The organism is Streptomyces koelreuteriae (assembly GCF_018604545.1).
GTDB classification, from domain to species: domain Bacteria; phylum Actinomycetota; class Actinomycetes; order Streptomycetales; family Streptomycetaceae; genus Streptomyces; species Streptomyces koelreuteriae.
In genome coordinates this window covers 7,761,349-7,778,570 of record NZ_CP075896.1, presented here as the reverse complement: position 1 = coordinate 7,778,570, position 17,222 = coordinate 7,761,349, and the positions used below count along the sequence as shown (strand labels likewise).

Below are 17,222 nucleotides of genomic sequence, written 5' to 3'. Positions count from 1 at the left end.
GACCGCGCGGTCGATCATGCGCGGTCTAGACCAAAGGGTCAAGGGGGTGTGGCGGGTGACCGCTCGGGCGTCTGCGCGAGGGTCAGGCGTCAGGAGGCCTGGCGGTCTGGCGGCCAGGCGGTCTGGCGGCCAGGCGGTCTGGCGGTCTGGCGGTCGACCAGCCGCTCAGGCGCCGACCAGCGGAGAGCCCGACGGCGTCCGCAGCGGCCGGGCGAGCTCCGCCAAGGCCCGTTCCAGGCCGTGCAAGTGGGCAAGGACCGGTTCCGACGCGGACGGTCCGTCCGTCTGGACCAGGACGTCGCCGCCCTCGGTGAGCGCCTCGACCGCGGCCTCCACGCGCCGGCAGGCCATGGCCAGGCGGGCGTCGTGCGAGGCCTCCGGGTCGGCGGCGACGGCGACCAGGCCGCGGACCTCCCGGGCGCAGTCGTCCAGGAGGGCGAGCACGTGCCGGGCCCGCCGCTTGCGGCCGAGCATCGGGTTCAGCGGGTGCACCAGCGGGGCGACCGAGAGCCGTACGCGGGCGAGCAACTGCTCCAGCTCGGCCACCCGCGGCGCCGGGTCGGCGTCCACCGCGCCCGCCAGCCGCCGGGCCGCCTCGACCGTGCAGGCGTGGACGCAGCGCAGGGCCCGCTGGATCCAGACATCGTTCGTGGCGTGCGTGGTGACCGGCAGGACGAGAGCCACGGCCAGCGCGGCACACAGCGCGCCCACACCGGTCTCCGCGAGACGGAGCTCGAGCAGGCCGGGGTCCAGCACGCCCAGCAGGCCGTACAGCAAGCTGACCATGACGGTCACCGCCAGCATCATCCAGGAGTAGGAGACGGCGGCGGTGTAGAAGATGCCGAAGACGCAGACGGCGACAAGGGCGGCCGTCGGCGCGGGCGCGCCGTGCAGCGGGATGGCGACCAGCAGACCGACGGCGATGCCGGTCACCGTTCCGACGACGCGGCGGAAACCGCGGACCAGGGTCTCGCCGCGAGAAGCCGTGTTGACGAAGATCCACCAGACGGTGCCGACGGCCCAGTACCAGCGCTCTTCGGAGAGCAGCTGCCCGACCAGAAGCGCGACAGCCGAGGCAGCGGTGACCTGGAAGGCCTGCCGGGTGGTGGGCCGCGCCAAACCGCTGCCGGGCAGGGCCGGCGGGGCCGCCGCGGGCGGGGTGTGGCGCTCGATGGGCCAGAGCACGAAGCGCGTGGCACCGGCCGTGACGAGGGCCAGGCCCACCGCGGTGTACAGCTCGGGCAGCTGGGCGGGAACGGCGTGCAGGAACTGCGTGATGAAGAAGTTCATGAACGCGAAGATCCCGAGCGCGTGCCCCCGCGGGCCCCAGCGGCGGGCATAGACACCACAGAAGACGACGGCCAGGAACGCGACGTCACGGACCGGGGCGATGCCGTGCAGTGCGGTGGCGAGCGCCAGTACGGGGAAGCCCGCGACGGGCAGCAGGGCGGTGGTGATCCGCTGGTCACGGACGGTCGCATCGGTGACCGTGAAGAGGGCGAGCAGTGCCGCGAGCCCCGCGGTGATCGATGCGGTGAGCGAGAGCCCGCAGAGTTCGGAAACGGCGACGGCGGAGGCGACACCGATGACAGCGCGGGTCGCGTTCCGCAGCCTCAAGCGCCCCGGGTCCGGAGCCACGAACATCCTCTTCACGGCGGTGCGCCGCCCCCCTTGCGGTGGTACGCGCCCTCCCCACGGCCGTCCAGGGTGGCGGACGACAAGCAGGCAGGACGAAGGCGCCGCGGTCCGGAACCGGCCTCGTCGCCGTCCGGCGCTACGCGGCGCCGCAAGTACATGGATAGGGCATAGATAAGCACCCTGGGCCCACTGGCTCAACTGTCTCGCCGCTGACTGTGCCAATGGCACAGCCGATCAGCCTTGCTGTCGGCCAATGGGAGACCAATGGACCATGCCGCGCCGCGGCGGCGCTTCCGGTTCGCCCGCAGTTCGTCCAGCAGGTTTCGCGCTCTGGTGTCGCCTCCGTCAGCGGCCTGTCGGGCGAGGCGGTCCGCCTCCTCGTGGTCGCCGGCTTCCTCGCGCATCCTGACGAGCCGGCCCAGCGCGTAGGAGTCGCCCAGGGCGGCCGCCTCCTCGAACAGTGCCTCGGCCCCGCCGCCGCCACAGCTGCCGACGGCGTCCTCACGCAGGTCCGCGAGTTCGATCAGCGCCTCGGTGCTGCCGGCCTCGGCCGCCCGTCGGGCCGCCTGTTCGGCGCCGTCCCGGTCCCCGGCCTCTTCCCGCAGGAGGGCGATCTCTTGCAGTGCCATGGTCCGGACCTGATCCACCCGTGCCGCGCGCCGGAAGAGCTCCTCGGCCCGTCCCCGGTCCCCCGCGTCCTTGCGCTTCTCGGCCAGCCGGAACAGCGCACGGGTCATGCCCTCGTCGGCCGCCCGATGCGCGTAGTGTTCGGCGCCGTCGTGATCGCCCAGGTTCTCCCGTAGCAGGGCCAACCCGTCCAGGGCCGCGACGCTGCCTGCGTCGGCCGCCTCGTGGAACAGGCTCTCGGCTGCGACGACGTCGCCGGCTGCCGCACGCACCGCGGCGAGCCGCCGCAGCGCGTCGGTGTCACCGTCGTCCGCGGCCTGCCGCGAGAGCTGTTCCGCTTCGGCGCTGTCGCCCGCCTTCTCCCGCAGTTTGATGAGCGAGTAGAGGGACTGGGTGCAGCCGGCGTCGGCCGCCTCACGGAACAGGGCCTCGGCCGTCGTGAGATCGCCGGCGAACTCGCGGTCCGTGGCCAGCCGCCGCAGCACGCCCGGCCCGCCCCTGTCGGCGGCCCGCCGTGCGAGCGCCAGGGCCTCCGCGAAGTCTCCGGCCCGCTCCCGGCTGACGGCGAGCTTCTCGAGCGCGTAGTCGTGTCCCGCGGCGGCGGCCTGCCGCAGCAGGTCCTCGCACCCGGCGCGGCCTCGCCTTTCCGCGCGCAGCATCGCGAGTTCGTACATGACGAAGCCGCAGCCGGCAGCGATGGCCTGCCGTGCGAAGTGTTCCGCCTCTTCGTACCGCCCGGTTCGTTCCCGTTCCCGGGCCAGCCACAGCAGGCCGTCGCGGTCACCCGCCTCCGCGGCCCGCTGGTACAGGGTCTCGGCTGCCGACCGGTCCCCCGACTCCTCGTACAGCTCGGCCAGGCGGCTCAGGGATTCCGTACTGCCCGCGTCGACGGCCTTGGCCAGCAGGCGGCGGGCCCAGAGCGTACGGCCACGGTGGGCGGCGGCACGGGCCAGGAGGTGCAGTTCATCGGGGACGTCGAGGTGCTCGTGCGCGGCCGCCCAGAACGACGTCGGGGGGCACAGCCGTCGGCGCTCGCCGGCTCCGTGCTGTTCGAGGAAGTCCGCCAGGCGGCAGGCCGGTGCCGGCTCACCGTCGCCGCCGCCCGTGCCGTCGGGGTCCTCGCGGACCGTACGGGGGCGGACGCGGCGCAGGGGGGCGAGGTTGCCGTGGACGGGCTCACCCGTATCGGCGAGGGCTTGTTCGAACCAGTGGTCGTCGAGGGCGTCCCGCTCGTCGTCGCTGAGGTAGTCCTCGGCCGCCTCGGCGAGGAAGGCCAGGGGAACGTTCAGGCCGACGCCCAGGCGCCGCGCGTCCATGGCCGTGTGCAGCAGTGCGCGCGCCGGGGGCGAGGCGCTGCGGTAGCGGCGCAGCAACTCGGGTGCGCCGGCCAGGAACTGGGCCAGACGCCCGTCGCCCGAGTGTCGCAGGGCATGGGCGAGTTGCGCGTCGCCGGCGTCGGCCAGGGCCTCGGCAGCCTTGATCGACTTTCGGTCGAAGGCATCGGGCAGGACGATCTGCCGTCCGGCGAGCAGGTGTCGTACCTGCGCGTGCGGGTCCGGCCCGTCGGTCCTGGGAAGGGCGCAGTAGGCCCGGGCGTACGAGGACCACAGGGTGCCCAGGATCAGGACGGGGGCGCGGGCCGGGTCGGTGAGCAGCAGGTGCAGGGCGGCGGCGAGCCGTTCGCCCGTTCCGCCGCCGGCTCCGACGTAGTGCTGTGATTCGTTGAGCCACACCACCGTGTGCGGCACGACGCGTTCCATGTCTGCCAGTGCCGCTTCGGGATGAGACGGGTAGCGGGGGTCCCAGAGCAACCAGCCCTGCTCCGCGAGAGGTTGTACGGCTTCCCAGCACGCGCGGGTCTTGCCCGTCGAAGAGGAGCCGACCAGCACGGCCATCCGGCTGCTGCCTGCCGCCGCGGCGGCGACGAGGTCGGCCAGCTCCGCGTCGTGCGGTCGGCGTACGTAGCCGGGCAGCCGGAGTCGCGTCCGCGGCCGGCGGTCGGTCGGGCTCTGTGCGTGGTCGTCACCCGTGTGCCGTGGGGTGTCCGCGGCGGGGTGGACACCGAGGTCGTGGGGACGGCACTGCGCGATGGGCCGCCCGACGCCACCGGCCGCCGAAGGCCCGGCCCCCGACGTCACGGCTGCGGACGGCACTGCCGCCGCACGCGTGGCGAGGGCGTGCAGCTCCAGGAGGGGGCGAGGCTGGAGCGCGAGGGTCCGCGCGACCGCGTACACGGTTCCCGCCGAGGGCGGGGGTGCCGCGCCGCTGAAGGCCGCACTGACAGTGGTCCGCCCCAAGCCCGCGAGTGCGGCGAGCGCCGATTTCGTGAGGCGCTTGGCGATCCGCGCCGCCTCCAGACGTGCGCGCAACTCGGCCAGGGCGGCGGCCGGCTCCTGGAATCCTCGCGCGCTCAGGACGTCCGCCCCGTCCTCGGCGTGCCGATTGTGCCGACTGTTCATCGGTGTTCATCTTCGTCCGTCCGCACACCGCCGAACACGGCTTCGCCCATATTGAGCCGCACCGCCAGCCGGCGGGCGACATCCTCCACCGCGCCGAAGGGGTCCACCACCGTGTCCGATCGCAGCGCCCTGCTCCTCCTCGCATGCGCCCTGACCGTCCTGGTCGCCGCGCTGACCGGCGCGGCAGCCGGCTATCTGGCCCGCCGGGACCACGCCACCTACCCCGCGGCCCTCACCCGCGGGGCCGCGGCCTTCGGTGCGACCCTCCTCCTGACCGCGACCGTCGCCTCGGCCCTGACCCACCGGTGAACCGCTCCTCCGGGGTCCCGGGCGGGCCCGCGCAGTGGGGTGCGGTCAGCGCGGCAGTGCCATCGACGCGTCCGTATGACCGTCCCGGACACCACTGGCTCAGCCCGCCCCTCCTAGACTGAACCATCGGTACAACCGCAGCGGTCGGAGGAGGGCGCGGCATGGCCGTGGACGAGCTCGACACCCGCATCCTGCGGCTGGTGCTGGAGCAGCCGCGTACGAGCGTGCGCGAGTACGCGCGAATCCTCGGCGTGGCCCGGGGCACGCTCCAGGCCCGGCTCGACCGGCTGGAGCGTGACGGTGTGATCACCGGCACGGCGCCGGACCTCTCCCCCGCCGCGCTCGGCCATCCGGTGCTCGCGTTCGTGCACATCGAGGTCACCCAGGGGCATCTCGACGAGGTGGGGGACGCGCTGGCGGCGGTGCCGGAGATCGTCGAGGCGTTCTCCATCACGGGCGGCGGGGATCTGCTGACCCGGGTCGTGGCGCGGGACAACGCGCATCTGGAGGACGTCGTGCAAAAGCTGATCAGCCTGCCCGGGGTGGTCCGCACCCGTACCGAGATCGCCCTGCGGGAGCGTGTCGCCCACCGGCTGCTGCCGCTGGTGGAGTCGATCGGCCGGGCGGCGGCTCGGTCCTGAGCCCCTCACGACGTCCGGATCATGGCCTTTGACATGCTGACTCCATGAGCAATCTCGGCGGCGTATCGGTCATCTTCGATCTCGACGGAACGCTCGTGGACAGCGAGCCCAACTATTACGAAGCGGGCCGGCAGACCCTCGCCGAGCACGGCGTCCTCGACTTCAGCTGGGCGGACCACGAGCGGTACGTCGGCATCAGCACGCAGGAGACGGTCGCGGACTGGAAGGAGCGGTACGGTCTGCGGGCTTCGGTGGAGGAGCTGTTCACCGTCAAGAACCGCCGCTATCTCGAACTCGCCCGCAGCTCCACGCGCGCCTATCCCGAGATGCGCAGGTTCGTCGAGCTGCTCGCGGCCGAGGACGTGCCCATGGCCGTGGCGTCGGGGTCCTCGCCGGGGGCCATCGAGGCGGTCCTGGCCGGTACGGGCCTGGACTCGCATCTGCGCACTGTCGTCTCGGCCGACGAGGTCGCGCACGGCAAGCCGGCCCCCGATGTCTTCCTGGAGGCGGCCCGCCGGCTCGGGGCGGACCCGGCCGGCTGTGTGGTCCTGGAGGACGCCGCCCCCGGCGCCGCCGCCGCGCACGCGGCGGGCATGCGGTGCATCGCGATCCCGTACGTCCCGGCGCAGGCGGACGCCCCGGAGTTCACCACCGCCGGACTGCTCCTGCGCGGCGGCCAGGAGGAGTTCACGGCACAGGCGGCGTTCGACTGGCTGGTCCGCTCGGCCGGCCTTTCCTGAACTCGCCTCCCCCAGAACTCGCCTCCCCCGGAACTCACCCCTCCCGACCCGTTGACGCTCCCCCGTCCCCTCCCTAGGGTCTGGTCGATCACTCGCACGACGTTCGACATATCGAATGCATCGAAGTGTGTCGAACGCGTCGAGTCCGTGGACCCGTTGGCCCCGTGGAGGAGCACACATGGCACGGCCCCTCTCCAGACGATCCCTACTCCAGGCAGCGACCCTCGCCGCCGCCGTACCCGCGCTCTCCGAGGCGGCGACAGGCCGGGCCGTCGCGGCCCCCGCGGCCGCCGCCGCCATCCCGGCCGCCTGGACCGTACGGCCCTTCGGGCTGGAGGACGTGCGCCTCGGCCGGGGCGTCTTCGCCGACAAACGGCAGTTGATGCTGGACCACGCGCGCGGCTACGACGTGAACCGGCTGCTCCAGGTGTTCCGCGCCAACGCCGGTCTCGCCACGGGCGGCGCGGTCGCCCCCGGCGGCTGGGAGGGCCTGGACGGCGAGGCCAACGGCAATCTGCGCGGGCACTACACCGGCCACTTCCTGACCATGCTGGCGCAGGCGTACCGGTCCACGAAGGAGCAGGTGTTCGCCGAGCGGATCGACACCATGGTCGGGGCGCTGACCGAGGTGCGGGCGGCGCTGCGCGGGGAACCGGCGGTGCTGAGTGTCGCCGGGAAGTTCGGGACCGCCGCGGACCAGGTACGGGGTTCCTACCAGTACGTGGATCTGCCGGCCGCCGCGCTCGGCGGAGGCTCGTCCGTCACCCTCTCCGTCTGGGTGCGGCCGACGCATGACGCCAACTGGACCCGCATCTTCGACTTCGGCAACGACACCACGCGTTATCTGTACCTGGCCGCCCGCAACCAGAACGGAGTGCCGCGCTTCGCCGTCACCACCTCGGGAGCGGGCGGCGAGCAGGGTCTCGACGGCACGGCCCCGCTGCCGCTGAACCAGTGGAGCCATCTGGCGGTGACGATCGCGGGCGGCACCGGCACCCTCTACGTCAACGGCACCGCCGTCGCCCGGAACGCCGCGATGAGCCTCACCCCGGCGGCTCTCGGCACGCTGAAGAACAACTGGCTCGGCCGCTCGAACTACTCCGCCGACCCCGTCTTCGCGGGCGCCTTCGAGGAGTTCAACGTCTTCTCACGGGCGCTGACCGCCGCCGAGGTCACCGAGTTGCAGAGCCGCCGGGCCGCCGACGCCTCGACGGGCCGGGGCGACCTGGTGTCGTACGCCTTCGACGAGACGTCCGGCGGGACCTTCGCCGACGCCTCCGGGCGCGGTCTGACCGCCACCCTGCGCCGCACCTGGGGAGCGCCGAGTCACCCCGGGTTCCTCGCGGCGTACCCGGAGACGCAGTTCATCGACCTGGAGTCGAGGACCTCTCCCGACTACACCAAGGTGTGGGCGCCGTACTACACCGCGCACAAGATCCTCAAGGGTCTGCTCGACGCGTACACCGCCACGGACGACGACCGGGCCCTGGATCTCGCGTCGGGCATGTGCGACTGGATGTACTCCCGGCTGTCCAAGCTGCCTAAGGCCACGCTCCAGCGGATGTGGGGCATCTTCTCCAGCGGCGAGTTCGGCGGCATCGTCGAGGCGATCTGCGATCTGCACGCCATCACCGGCAAGGCCGAACACCTCGCGCTGGCCCAGCTGTTCGACCTGGACCGGCTGATCGACGCGTGCGCGGCGGACACCGACATCCTCGACGGGCTGCACGCCAACCAGCACATCCCGATCTTCACCGGGTACGTGCGGCTGTACGACGAGACGGGCGAGGAGCGCTACCTCACCTCGGCGAAGAACTTCTGGGACATGGTCGTCCCGCACCGCATGTACGGCATCGGCGGCACCAGCACCGCGGAGTTCTGGAAGGCCCGGGACGTGATCGCGGGCACCCTGAGCGCGACGACCGCCGAGACCTGCTGCGCGTACAACCTGCTCAAGCTGAGCCGGACCCTGTTCTTCCACGAGCAGGACCCGAAGTACATGGACTACTACGAGCGGGCCCTGTACAACCAGGTGCTCGGCTCCAAGCAGGACAAGCCGGACGCGGAGAAGCCGCTCGTCACCTATTTCATCGGGCTGACGCCCGGTCATGTCCGTGACTACAGGCCGAAGCAGGGCACGACCTGCTGCGAGGGCACCGGCATGGAGAGCGCCACGAAGTACCAGGACTCGGTGTACTTCGCGAAGTCCGACGGCAGCGCCCTGTACGTCAACCTGTACAGCCCGTCCACGCTGACCTGGGCCGAGAAGGGTGTGACGGTCACGCAGACCACCGGATATCCCAGGGAGCAGGGCAGCACCCTCACCTTCGGTGGTGCTCGCGCCTCCTTCACGTTGCGGCTGCGCGTGCCGTCCTGGGCGACCGCCGGGTTCCGGGTGACGGTCAACGGCCGTGCCGTGCCGGGCACTCCGACGCCGGGGAGCTACTTCGCCGTGTCCCGGACCTGGCGGGCCGGTGACACCGTCCGGGTCGCCCTGCCGTTCCGGACGCGGGTGGAGAAGGCCCTCGACGACCCGTCCCTGCAGACCCTGTTCCACGGCCCGGTCAACCTGGTCGCCCGCTCCTCCGCGACGGAGTTCCTGAAGGCCGGGCTGTACCGCGACGCCGGTCTGTCCGGCGACCTGACCGCCTCCCTCACTCCGGTGCCGGGCAAGCCGCTGCACTTCACGCTGGACGGGACCGAGTGGGCGCCGTTCGCCGAGGGGACGGAGGATCCCACGCACGCCTACTTCCGGCGCGCGGAGCCGAAGGTCGTCTTCGGCGGCCGGGACTCGGGCGTCGCGAACCCCGCGAAGGCCGACGGCACCACGCTGCTGGACGAGGTCTGGGCGGGGGCGCCCTTCCGGAACAAGGGGGCGCTGGTGGCGCGGGTGCGGTCCACGGTGGACGCGTGGGTGACGGCCGGGCTGCTGAGCAGGGCCGACGGGGACAAGGTCGTGAGCACGGCGGGAGCGGCCTCGTACGAACCCTGAGCGGAGGGACCGGCGTTCGGGTGGGCCCGGTGCTGTGCGGTTGTGGCACCGGGCCCCGTCACATCCGGAACTTTTTTGCGGCAGGGGTGATTGTTTCGCGTCCGGCATCCGTACTTCTCGGTGTTGGGCCGTTCATACCCCAGGAGGCACGATGCGCATCTCGCGCAGCACGGCAGGAACCGCGTTTGTCGGCGGTGCGATGATCCTGACGCTCACCGCGCTCGCCTACCCCAGCATGCTGGGCGTGGAGAACGCGGCTTCCGGCCAGGACCGCATCATCGCCAACACCCAGTGGGGTCCGCTGACCGAGGCGGACCGCGACTTCGTGGTGCGCGTGCGGGCTGCCGGACTGTGGGAGTACCCGCTGGGGCAGATGATCCAGGAGCGGAGCACCTCGCCGGCCATGAAGGAGGTCGCCGAGCATCTCCTCGTGGGACACGGCCGGCTCGACGCGGGCTGCCGCAAGGTCTCCACGGACCTGGGCATCACCCTGCCGAACGAGGCGTCGCCGCAGCAGCAGCAGTTCGTGGCGACGGCGGAAGGCAGCTCCGGCAAGGAGTTCGAGTCCACGGCCGTGTCCATCATGCGCATCGCGCACGGGGGCATCTTCCCGACGATCGCCAAGATCCGGGGAACCACCCGGAACAGCCTCGTGCGGGAACTCGCCGACACCACCAACGACACCGTGCTCGACCACATCACGGTCCTGGAGAAGACCGGCATGATCAACCACGAGCAGGTCGCCTTCCAGATCACCTCCCCGCCCAAGCTGCCCCAGGACCAGACGACGCCGCCGCCTCCGCAGGCCGGTGCTCCGGTCCGGGTGCTGCCGATCCCCGAGAACCTCAAGGATCTGCAGACGGTCGCCCCCAACCCGTCCTACGGGGCGCCGCAGCCTTCTCCGTCGGCCGGCTGAGGCAGGAGTGGTCCGAGGGCCTCGCTCGCCGCGGCGGGCCCCCGGAACGGACTAGGAACGGCGACGGGGCTTGCCGCGCCCGTCGCCCTTGGGGGCGCCGCGCCCGCCCTTGGCGGTGCGCTTCGCGCCCCCGGACCGCCCGCCCGCCGACTTCCCGGCCCCTGACTTCCCGGGCGCCGGCTTCCCGGACACCGGCTTGCGCCGGGCGCCACCCCGGTCGGACGCCGCGGACTCGTCCGCCTGCGTGCGGCCCCGGGTGCTGTTGACCGTGCGGCCGCGGACGATGCCGATGAAGTCCTCGACCTGGTCCGTCGTCGCGTCCTGCGGCCAGGCCAGTGCCACGCTCGACTCGGGGGCGTCCTTGAGGGGACGGTACGTGAGGTCCTTGCGGTGGTGGAGGCGGGCGAGCGACAGCGGCACGACGAGGACGCCGATCCCGGCCGCGACCAGTTCGATGGCGTCGGCGGTGGTGGCGGGGCGCTCGAGGGCGGGCCGTCCGGGGAGGCTCTCCCAGTCGAGGACGTCGTCGAGGGGGTGCAGCACGATGTCGTCGGCCAGGTCCTCCGGGGACACCTCGTCGACCGCCGTGACCAGGTGGTCCTTGGGCACCACGACGACCGTCTGCTCGGTGTAGAGGGGGATCGCGCTGAAGACCGTCCGGTCCACGGGCAGCCGGACGAGCCCCGCGTCGGCGTCGCCGCCCAGCAGCCGCTCCGCCACCGCCCCGGCGGCCATCTGCGTCAGCTCCAGCGGGACGTCGGGCTGCCGCTCGTTCCAGATACGCACCCACTTGCCGGGCATCACCCCGGGGACGTATACGAGCCGGAACGAGAGAGAAACATCCGAGCCTGTCACCGGGCCAGGTTACCGGGCGTGGTCAGGGGTCGTGCACACGCTCGATACCCTGGGCATCATGACGTCGCACCAGAGCACCCAGACGATGAAGCCCGCCACCGCGGCGAAGAAACTGGGTGTGTACCTCGAGGCCACACCCGCCGAGTTCCAGGAGGGTGTCGTCTCGCGCGCCGAGCTGAACGAGCTCCAGGCGAACCCGCCGCAGTGGCTGCAGGACCTGCGGCACAACGGCCCGCACCCCCGCCCGGTGGTCGCGGCGAAGCTCGGGGTCTCCATCGCGGGGCTCGCCCGCGCCGGTGTCACCGAGCCCCTGACCACCGAGCAGATCGAGACACTGAAGCAGGAAGGCCCCGAGTGGCTGGAGCGGGAGCGCGCCACCCAGGCCGAGGTCCGCAAGGAGGCGGCCCGCATCAAGAAGAAGAACGCCGAGCGGGCGGAACGCCAGGACTGACGCCCCCCGCCCCGAAGGCCCCGACCGGATCATCCGGTCGGGGCCTTTGTCGTTCCCCGGTCGAAGATCCCCCAGCGTACGGCCTCGAGTATGGCCTCGGTGAAATCTTTCGGCCATGTATTGACATGCAGATGAAACGATCCGTAGCTTGGCCGATCATTTAGATTCGTGAAGTGAGTTCACGAATATGAACGGAGAACCATCCATGCGGGATCGCCGACGCTGCATCGACATGCGGCTCCGCCGCCTGGCTGCCGCGCTCGCCGTCTCGGGGCTCCTGTTCGGAACGGCCGCCTGCGGCTCCGGTTCCGGCAGCGCCCGGGCCGGCGATCCGAACACGCTGGAGGTGTGGACCCGGAGCGATCCGGAGTCCGCCCAGACCTATCAGAGGGTGTTCGCCGCCTTCACCAAGAAGACCGGCATCAAGATCGACTACCAGCCGGTCATGAACTTCGACCAGCAGTTGCAGAGCCGCGCGTCCACCAAGGACCTGCCGGACGTCATGATCAACGACACGGCCCTGATGGGCAGCTACCAGGCCCAGGGCCTGCTCAAGCCCGTCACCCCGGACTCGATCGCCGGACATGACGAGATCACCGCCAAGTCCTGGTCCTCCACCGTGGGCCTCGACGGCAGGCACTACGGCATCCCGTACTCCCGCCAGGCCATGACCCTGTTCGTCCGCAAGGACTGGCGGGAGAAGCTCGGCCTGCCGCAGCCGAAGACCTGGCAGGACACCCTCGCCCTCGCCAAGGCCTTCGCCACCCGCGATCCCGACGGGGACGGCAAGAAGGACACGTACGGCATGGTGGTCCCCGGCAGCGCCCAGAACGGCTATGTCGCCTGGTGGGGTTCGAGCTGGCTGTGGCAGGGCGGTGTGCGGATCCTTCAGAAGGAGGGCACCGGCTACCGGCCCGCCATGGACTCGGCTGCGGCCCTGCGCACCGTCAGCTGGATGAAGAAGAACCTCTTCTGCGGCGACAGCGGTGTCATCCAGCCCAGCGCCCTGACCTCCGTCACCGCGAACACCACCAACTTCCAGGACGGCAACGCCGGGATGTACCTCACCGGCCCGTACAACATCTCCACGTTCGACAAGGCGCTCGGCAAGGACACGTACGAGGTCCTGCCCGCGCCCACCGGCCCGGCCGGGAACAACGACGTGCTGGCCGACGGCGAGAACATCTACTTCGGCGCGAAGACCGGAAAGGCGAAGCAGGAGCAGACGCTCGCCGCCTTCCTGGTCTCCCCCGAGGGGCAGGAACTCGCCATGACCGGCGACCACCAGCCGGTCGTGCGCATCCCCGTCAACTCCACCCTCGACGCGGCGAAGGTCCGCGAGGACCCGCGCTGGAGCGTGGTGCAGAAGGCGTACGAGGACGACTCGCAGCAGTTCCCCAACGCCCCCGACTGGGCGCCGATGAAGCAGGACACCGCCGACGCGCTCAACGCGATCTTCACGTACTGCGGCAGCGACGTCCGCTCCGGCCTGAAGGAACTCAACGACACCCTCGCCGGTGACCTCAAGGACCAGGACCTGTTGAAATGACCGCGACCGCGACGACACCCGGGCCGCGCAGAGCCCGGATCCCCGGCAGGAAGGCCGTACTGCCCTGGCTGTTCCTCGCCCCGGGCCTGCTGCTCGCCCTCGTCTTCAAGTTCCTGCCCATGGGCAAGGGCGTCTGGCTGAGCTTCTTCGACGTACGGCCCTTCCTCGGTGACCAGTGGGTCGGCCTCGACAACTACACCCGGGTCCTGACCGACCACCGCTTCCAGGACGCCATCGGCCACACCCTGCTCCTGGGCATCGGGATGTCTCTCGGCGGCATCGTCGCCGGCTTCGTCCTGGCCCTGCTGCTGGAGGGGCAGGCCCGCTCGCTGAAGATCATCCGTACCGCCGTGTTCCTGCCCGTCGTCACCGCGACCGCGGTGGTCGGCGAGATGTGGCGGCTGATGTACTACCCGACCTCCGACGGCCTGATCAACAGCGGTCTCGGGCTGCTGGGCCTCGGGCCGGTGCCCTACCTGGACAACCCCGACACGGCACTGTGGGCGACGATGGCCATGGGCATCTGGATGCTCGCCCCGTACAACATGGTGATCATCCTCGCCGGACTGGCGGGCGTGGACCGCTCGTTGTACGAGGCCGCCGCGATGGACGGTGTCTCGCTCTGGCAGCGGCTGCGCCACATCACGCTGCCCGCGATCCGCCCCGCCCTCGGCATCGTCCTCACCCTCGCCGCCATCCGCGGGCTGCGCGTCTTCACCGAGGTGTACGTCCTCACCGGCGGCGGCCCGGCCGGGTCCACCGATGTGTGGATGACCCGCGCCTACACCCTCGGCTTCACCCGTAACGACATCGGCGGCGCCTCGGCCGCCTCCGTGGTCCTGCTCTGCGTGACGCTGCTGCTCACCGTCACGGTCAACTACCTCCGCAAGAGGGGAGACGTGAGATGAGCGCTCCCGCCATCGACCCCGTCCGGACGCCGGTGACCGCCTCTCCCGCGCGCAAGTCCGCCGGGAAGCAGCGCGCCACCCCCGCCCGCTTCGACACCGCCCTCGGCTGGAGCGACCGGCCGGGCCCCGCCTGGGTCTTGCGCGTCCTGCTCTGTGTGCTCGCCCTGGGCGTCTTCGCGGCGCCGTTCCTGACGGTCTTCTCCGGTTCCTTCAGCGAGAAGGCCAGCGGTTCCACCCTGTCGTTCCTCCCCCACCACCCGACCCTGCTGAACTTCGAGGTGGCGGGCGAGCGCGGCATCTGGGACTACTTCGGCAACTCGCTCCTCATAGCGGGCGGCGGGCTGCTGCTCCAGCTCGTCGTCTGCACACTCGCCGCGTACGCCCTGGCCCGGCATCGCTTCCGTGGACAGGCCCTGATCCTCACCCTGTTCATGCTGACGATGATGCTCCCCGAGGAGGTCATCGCCATCCCGCTGTCCCTGGTCCTCGGGCATGTGCCCGTGGTCGGCATCGACCTCAAGGGCACCGTCTGGGGTGTGATCCTGCCGCTCGGCGCCTGGGGCTTCTCGGTGATGGTGCTCACCGAGTTCATGAAGGACATCCCCACCGAGATCGAGGAGGCCGCCCGTATCGACGGCGTGGGCGAGCTGCGGATGCTGTGGCAGGTCGTCCTGCCGCTGTGCAAGCCCGCGCTCGGTGTGGCCGGGGTGCTCGGCTTCATCATGATCTGGGACCAGTATCTGCTGCCCCTGATCGCCGCCAAGGACCCCACCGACTACACGGTCACCGTCGCCCTGTCCATCCTGCGCACCGACCCCGAGGTCGGCTCCGGGGTGGTGCTGGCCGGTGCGGTCATCGCTCTCGTCCCCAGCCTCATCGTCTATCTGCTCCTGCAGCGCTCGCTGGTCACCGGCATCGCCGCCGGCGCCACCAAGGGCTGACCCCTGCCCCCCACATTTGAGGGAGACATGAAGTTCCACGGAGTGCTGTTCTTCCCGGTCACGCCGTTCACACCGGACGGCTCGCTGGACGAGGCACGGCTTGCCCAGCACATCGAGTCGGGTGTCGCCGCGGGCGCGGGAGGTGTGTTCGTCGCCTGCGGCACCGGTGAGTTCCACGCGCTGTCGGCCGAGGAGATCGAGCGGGCCACCCGGGTCGCCGTCGAGACGACCGCCGGACGCGTCCCGGTCCTCGCGGCGGCCGGCGGCCCCCCGGCGGTCGCCCGGGACCAGGCCGCCCGCGTCGAACGGGCCGGTGCCGACGGCATCCTGCTGCTGCCGCCCTATCTGGTCACCGCCCCGCAGCAGGGCCTCGTGCGGTACGTGGAGGAGGTCACGTCCGCGACCGGGCTGCCCGTCGTCTTCTACCAGCGCGGCACCGCCCGGCTCACCGCGGAGACGGCCGCCGAGATCGCCGCCCTGCCCGGGGTCGTCGGACTCAAGGACGGCATCGGGGACATCGAGCGGATGCACCGCATCGTCCGCGCGGTGCGTGCCGTGCCCGGCACGGAGGACTTCCAGTTCTTCAACGGCCTGCCCACCGCCGAGATGACCGCGCCCGCCTACCAGGGCATCGGCGTCGAGCTGTACTCCTCGGCGGTGTTCGCCTTCGCCCCCGAGATCGCCCTGGCCTTCCACCGAGCCCTCGCCGAGAATGACGACGCCCTGGTCAACCGGCTCCTCGACGAGTTCTACGGCCCGCTGGTCGCCCTGCGCGACGAGGTCCCCGGTTACGCCGTGTCGCTCGTCAAGGCCGGGGTGACGCTGCGCGGCCTGGACGTCGGCGGGGTACGGGCGCCGCTGCTCGATCCGGAACCGGAGCATCTCGCCCGGCTCGCGAAACTCCTCGACCACGGACTGGAGGTGGCCGGCGCATGAGCTCCACACGTATCCGCGAACTGATCGTCACGCCCATCTCGTTCGGCGACCCGCCGCTGCTCAACTCCAACGGGGTGCACGAGCCGCTCGCCCTGCGGATCATCCTCCAGCTGGTACTGGAGGACGGCACGGTGGGCCTCGGGGAGTCCCCGGGCGGCACGGCCCGCCTGGAGCGGCTGCACATCGCCGCGAAGACGGTCGTCGGCCTGGACGTCTTCGACACCACCGCCGTGGCCGCCGCGATCGACGCGGCGCTGCTGCCGACCGTGCCCAGCTCCCACGAGCGCGGCTGGACCACCTCGGCGATCGAGGTGGCCTGCCTCGACGCGCAGGGCAAGCTGCTCGACCGTCCGGTCAGCGACCTGCTCGGCGGCGCGGTCCGCGACGCGGTGCCGTTCGCCGCGTACCTGTTCTACAAGTGGGCCGAGCACCCCGCGCTCGACGGCCGCCCGGCCATCACCGACGACTGGGGCGAGGCCCTGGACCCGGCCGGGATCGTGGAGCAGGCCCGGCTGATGCAGGAGCGCTACGGCTTCAGGTCGTTCAAGCTCAAGGGCGGTGTCTTCCCGCCCGACGAGGAGATCGCCGCGATGCGGGCGCTCGCGGAGGCCTTCCCCGGGCAGCCGCTGCGTCTCGACCCCAACACGGCGTGGACGGTGGAGACGTCGAAGTACGTCGCCCGTGAACTGGACGGCGTGCTCGAGTACTTGGAGGACCCGGCCAAGGGCATCGAGGGCATGGCGGAGGTTGCGAAGGACTCCCCCATGCCGCTCGCGACCAACATGTGCGTGATCGCGTGGGAGCATCTGAAGCCGGCCGTCGAGCAGGACGCGATCCAGGTCCTGCTCACCGACCACCACTACTGGGGCGGACTGCGCCGCGCCCGTGAACTGGCCGCCGTCTGTGAGGCGTTCGGGCTCGCCCTGTCGATGCACTCCAACTCTCATCTGGGCATCAGCCTCGCCGCGATGACCCATGTCGGCGCGGCCATCCCCAACCTCGACCACTCCTGCGACACGCACTACCCGTGGAACTCGGCGGACGACGTGATCGTGCCGGGCGTGCTGGAGCTGCGCGACGGGGAGGTCAAGGTGCCCACCGGTCCGGGGCTCGGTGTGGAACTCGACCACGACCAGCTCGACCGGCTGCACCGGCGGTACGTCGAGTCCGGGATGCGCAGCCGGGACGACACCGGCTATATGCAGCGCTTCCAGCCGGAGTACGAGAGGCTGCTGCCCCGCTGGTGACGCCCGTGCGCCC

General features: G+C 71.3%; 14 protein-coding genes. 11 read left to right on the top strand and 3 right to left on the bottom strand.

Annotated elements, in window-relative coordinates:
• Positions 1-165: 165 nt before the first annotated feature.
• Both KJK29_RS35000 and KJK29_RS34995 read right to left on the bottom strand, forming a co-directional pair.
• A complete protein-coding gene (locus KJK29_RS35000; RefSeq protein WP_215124558.1) occupies positions 166-1,644 on the bottom strand; it encodes an FUSC family protein in 1,479 nt (492 codons plus the stop codon).
• Between the two features lie 188 nt (positions 1,645-1,832).
• Entirely contained in the window at positions 1,833-4,724 is a 2,892-nt protein-coding gene (locus KJK29_RS34995) for a helix-turn-helix domain-containing protein (protein ID WP_215123192.1), read from the bottom strand.
• 111 nt (positions 4,725-4,835) lie between these two features.
• Here KJK29_RS34995 and KJK29_RS34990 point away from each other — a divergent pair, with 111 nt between their 5' ends.
• From KJK29_RS34990 to KJK29_RS34970, 5 genes are all read left to right on the top strand, one after another.
• Entirely contained in the window at positions 4,836-5,033 is a 198-nt protein-coding gene (locus KJK29_RS34990; protein WP_215123191.1) for a hypothetical protein, read from the top strand.
• 161 nt (positions 5,034-5,194) lie between these two features.
• Positions 5,195-5,674 (top strand): Lrp/AsnC family transcriptional regulator, encoded by a 480-nt coding sequence (locus tag KJK29_RS34985; RefSeq protein WP_215123190.1) that lies wholly within the window; start codon positions 5,195-5,197, stop codon positions 5,672-5,674.
• Between the two features lie 44 nt (positions 5,675-5,718).
• Positions 5,719-6,414: an HAD family hydrolase gene (locus KJK29_RS34980; protein ID WP_215123189.1), complete on the top strand. Its 696-nt coding sequence runs from the start codon at positions 5,719-5,721 to the stop codon at positions 6,412-6,414.
• A 178-nt stretch (positions 6,415-6,592) separates the two neighbouring features.
• On the top strand, positions 6,593-9,406 hold the full coding sequence (locus tag KJK29_RS34975; protein WP_215123188.1) for a beta-L-arabinofuranosidase domain-containing protein: 2,814 nt from the start codon (positions 6,593-6,595) through the stop codon (positions 9,404-9,406).
• 151 nt (positions 9,407-9,557) lie between these two features.
• Positions 9,558-10,322: a DUF4142 domain-containing protein gene (locus KJK29_RS34970; protein ID WP_215123187.1), complete on the top strand. Its 765-nt coding sequence runs from the start codon at positions 9,558-9,560 to the stop codon at positions 10,320-10,322.
• Between the two features lie 51 nt (positions 10,323-10,373).
• Here KJK29_RS34970 and KJK29_RS34965 read toward each other — a convergent pair whose 3' ends face one another.
• Entirely contained in the window at positions 10,374-11,177 is an 804-nt protein-coding gene (locus KJK29_RS34965) for a LysR family transcriptional regulator substrate-binding protein (RefSeq protein ID WP_215123186.1), read from the bottom strand.
• A 58-nt stretch (positions 11,178-11,235) separates the two neighbouring features.
• On the opposite strand from KJK29_RS34965, the gene KJK29_RS34960 reads away from it, so the two are divergent.
• The 6 genes from KJK29_RS34960 (at position 11,236) to KJK29_RS34935 (ending at position 17,209) form a co-directional block, all read left to right on the top strand.
• The gene (locus KJK29_RS34960) at positions 11,236-11,628 is read left to right on the top strand and encodes a DUF5997 family protein (protein WP_215123185.1); all 393 of its coding nucleotides are present in this window, start codon (positions 11,236-11,238) and stop codon (positions 11,626-11,628) included.
• A gap of 205 nt (positions 11,629-11,833) precedes the next feature.
• Entirely contained in the window at positions 11,834-13,177 is a 1,344-nt protein-coding gene (locus KJK29_RS34955) for an ABC transporter substrate-binding protein (protein WP_215123184.1), read from the top strand.
• Positions 13,174-14,085, top strand: coding sequence for a carbohydrate ABC transporter permease (locus KJK29_RS34950; protein ID WP_215123183.1), 912 nt, complete (start codon positions 13,174-13,176; stop codon positions 14,083-14,085). The genes KJK29_RS34955 and KJK29_RS34950 overlap by 4 nt, the downstream gene beginning before the upstream one ends.
• Positions 14,082-15,026, top strand: coding sequence for a carbohydrate ABC transporter permease (locus tag KJK29_RS34945; RefSeq protein WP_215123182.1), 945 nt, complete (start codon positions 14,082-14,084; stop codon positions 15,024-15,026). The genes KJK29_RS34950 and KJK29_RS34945 overlap by 4 nt, the downstream gene beginning before the upstream one ends.
• Positions 15,027-15,053: 27 nt before the next feature.
• Positions 15,054-15,962 (top strand): 5-dehydro-4-deoxyglucarate dehydratase, encoded by a 909-nt coding sequence (locus KJK29_RS34940; protein ID WP_215123181.1) that lies wholly within the window; start codon positions 15,054-15,056, stop codon positions 15,960-15,962.
• On the top strand, positions 15,959-17,209 hold the full coding sequence (locus KJK29_RS34935; protein WP_215123180.1) for a glucarate dehydratase family protein: 1,251 nt from the start codon (positions 15,959-15,961) through the stop codon (positions 17,207-17,209). Before KJK29_RS34940 ends, KJK29_RS34935 begins: the two co-directional genes overlap by 4 nt.
• The last annotated feature ends 13 nt before the right edge of the window (positions 17,210-17,222 follow it).

Excerpts from the sequence above, each read along its gene's own strand:
- KJK29_RS34985 (WP_215123190.1), top strand. The coding sequence starts at position 5,195 with ATGGCCGTGGACGAGCTCGACACCCGCATCCTGCGGCTGGTGCTGGAG.
- KJK29_RS34945 (WP_215123182.1), top strand. The coding sequence starts at position 14,082 with ATGAGCGCTCCCGCCATCGACCCCGTCCGGACGCCGGTGACCGCCTCT.
- KJK29_RS34960 (WP_215123185.1), top strand. The coding sequence starts at position 11,236 with ATGACGTCGCACCAGAGCACCCAGACGATGAAGCCCGCCACCGCGGCG.
- KJK29_RS34935 (WP_215123180.1), top strand. The coding sequence starts at position 15,959 with ATGAGCTCCACACGTATCCGCGAACTGATCGTCACGCCCATCTCGTTC.
- KJK29_RS34975 (WP_215123188.1), top strand. The coding sequence starts at position 6,593 with ATGGCACGGCCCCTCTCCAGACGATCCCTACTCCAGGCAGCGACCCTC.
- KJK29_RS34970 (WP_215123187.1), top strand. The coding sequence starts at position 9,558 with ATGCGCATCTCGCGCAGCACGGCAGGAACCGCGTTTGTCGGCGGTGCG.
- KJK29_RS34940 (WP_215123181.1), top strand. The coding sequence starts at position 15,054 with ATGAAGTTCCACGGAGTGCTGTTCTTCCCGGTCACGCCGTTCACACCG.
- KJK29_RS34955 (WP_215123184.1), top strand. The coding sequence starts at position 11,834 with ATGCGGGATCGCCGACGCTGCATCGACATGCGGCTCCGCCGCCTGGCT.
- KJK29_RS34980 (WP_215123189.1), top strand. The coding sequence starts at position 5,719 with ATGAGCAATCTCGGCGGCGTATCGGTCATCTTCGATCTCGACGGAACG.
- KJK29_RS34995 (WP_215123192.1), bottom strand. The coding sequence starts at position 4,724 with ATGAACAGTCGGCACAATCGGCACGCCGAGGACGGGGCGGACGTCCTG.
- KJK29_RS35000 (WP_215124558.1), bottom strand. The coding sequence starts at position 1,644 with ATGTTCGTGGCTCCGGACCCGGGGCGCTTGAGGCTGCGGAACGCGACC.
- KJK29_RS34950 (WP_215123183.1), top strand. The coding sequence starts at position 13,174 with ATGACCGCGACCGCGACGACACCCGGGCCGCGCAGAGCCCGGATCCCC.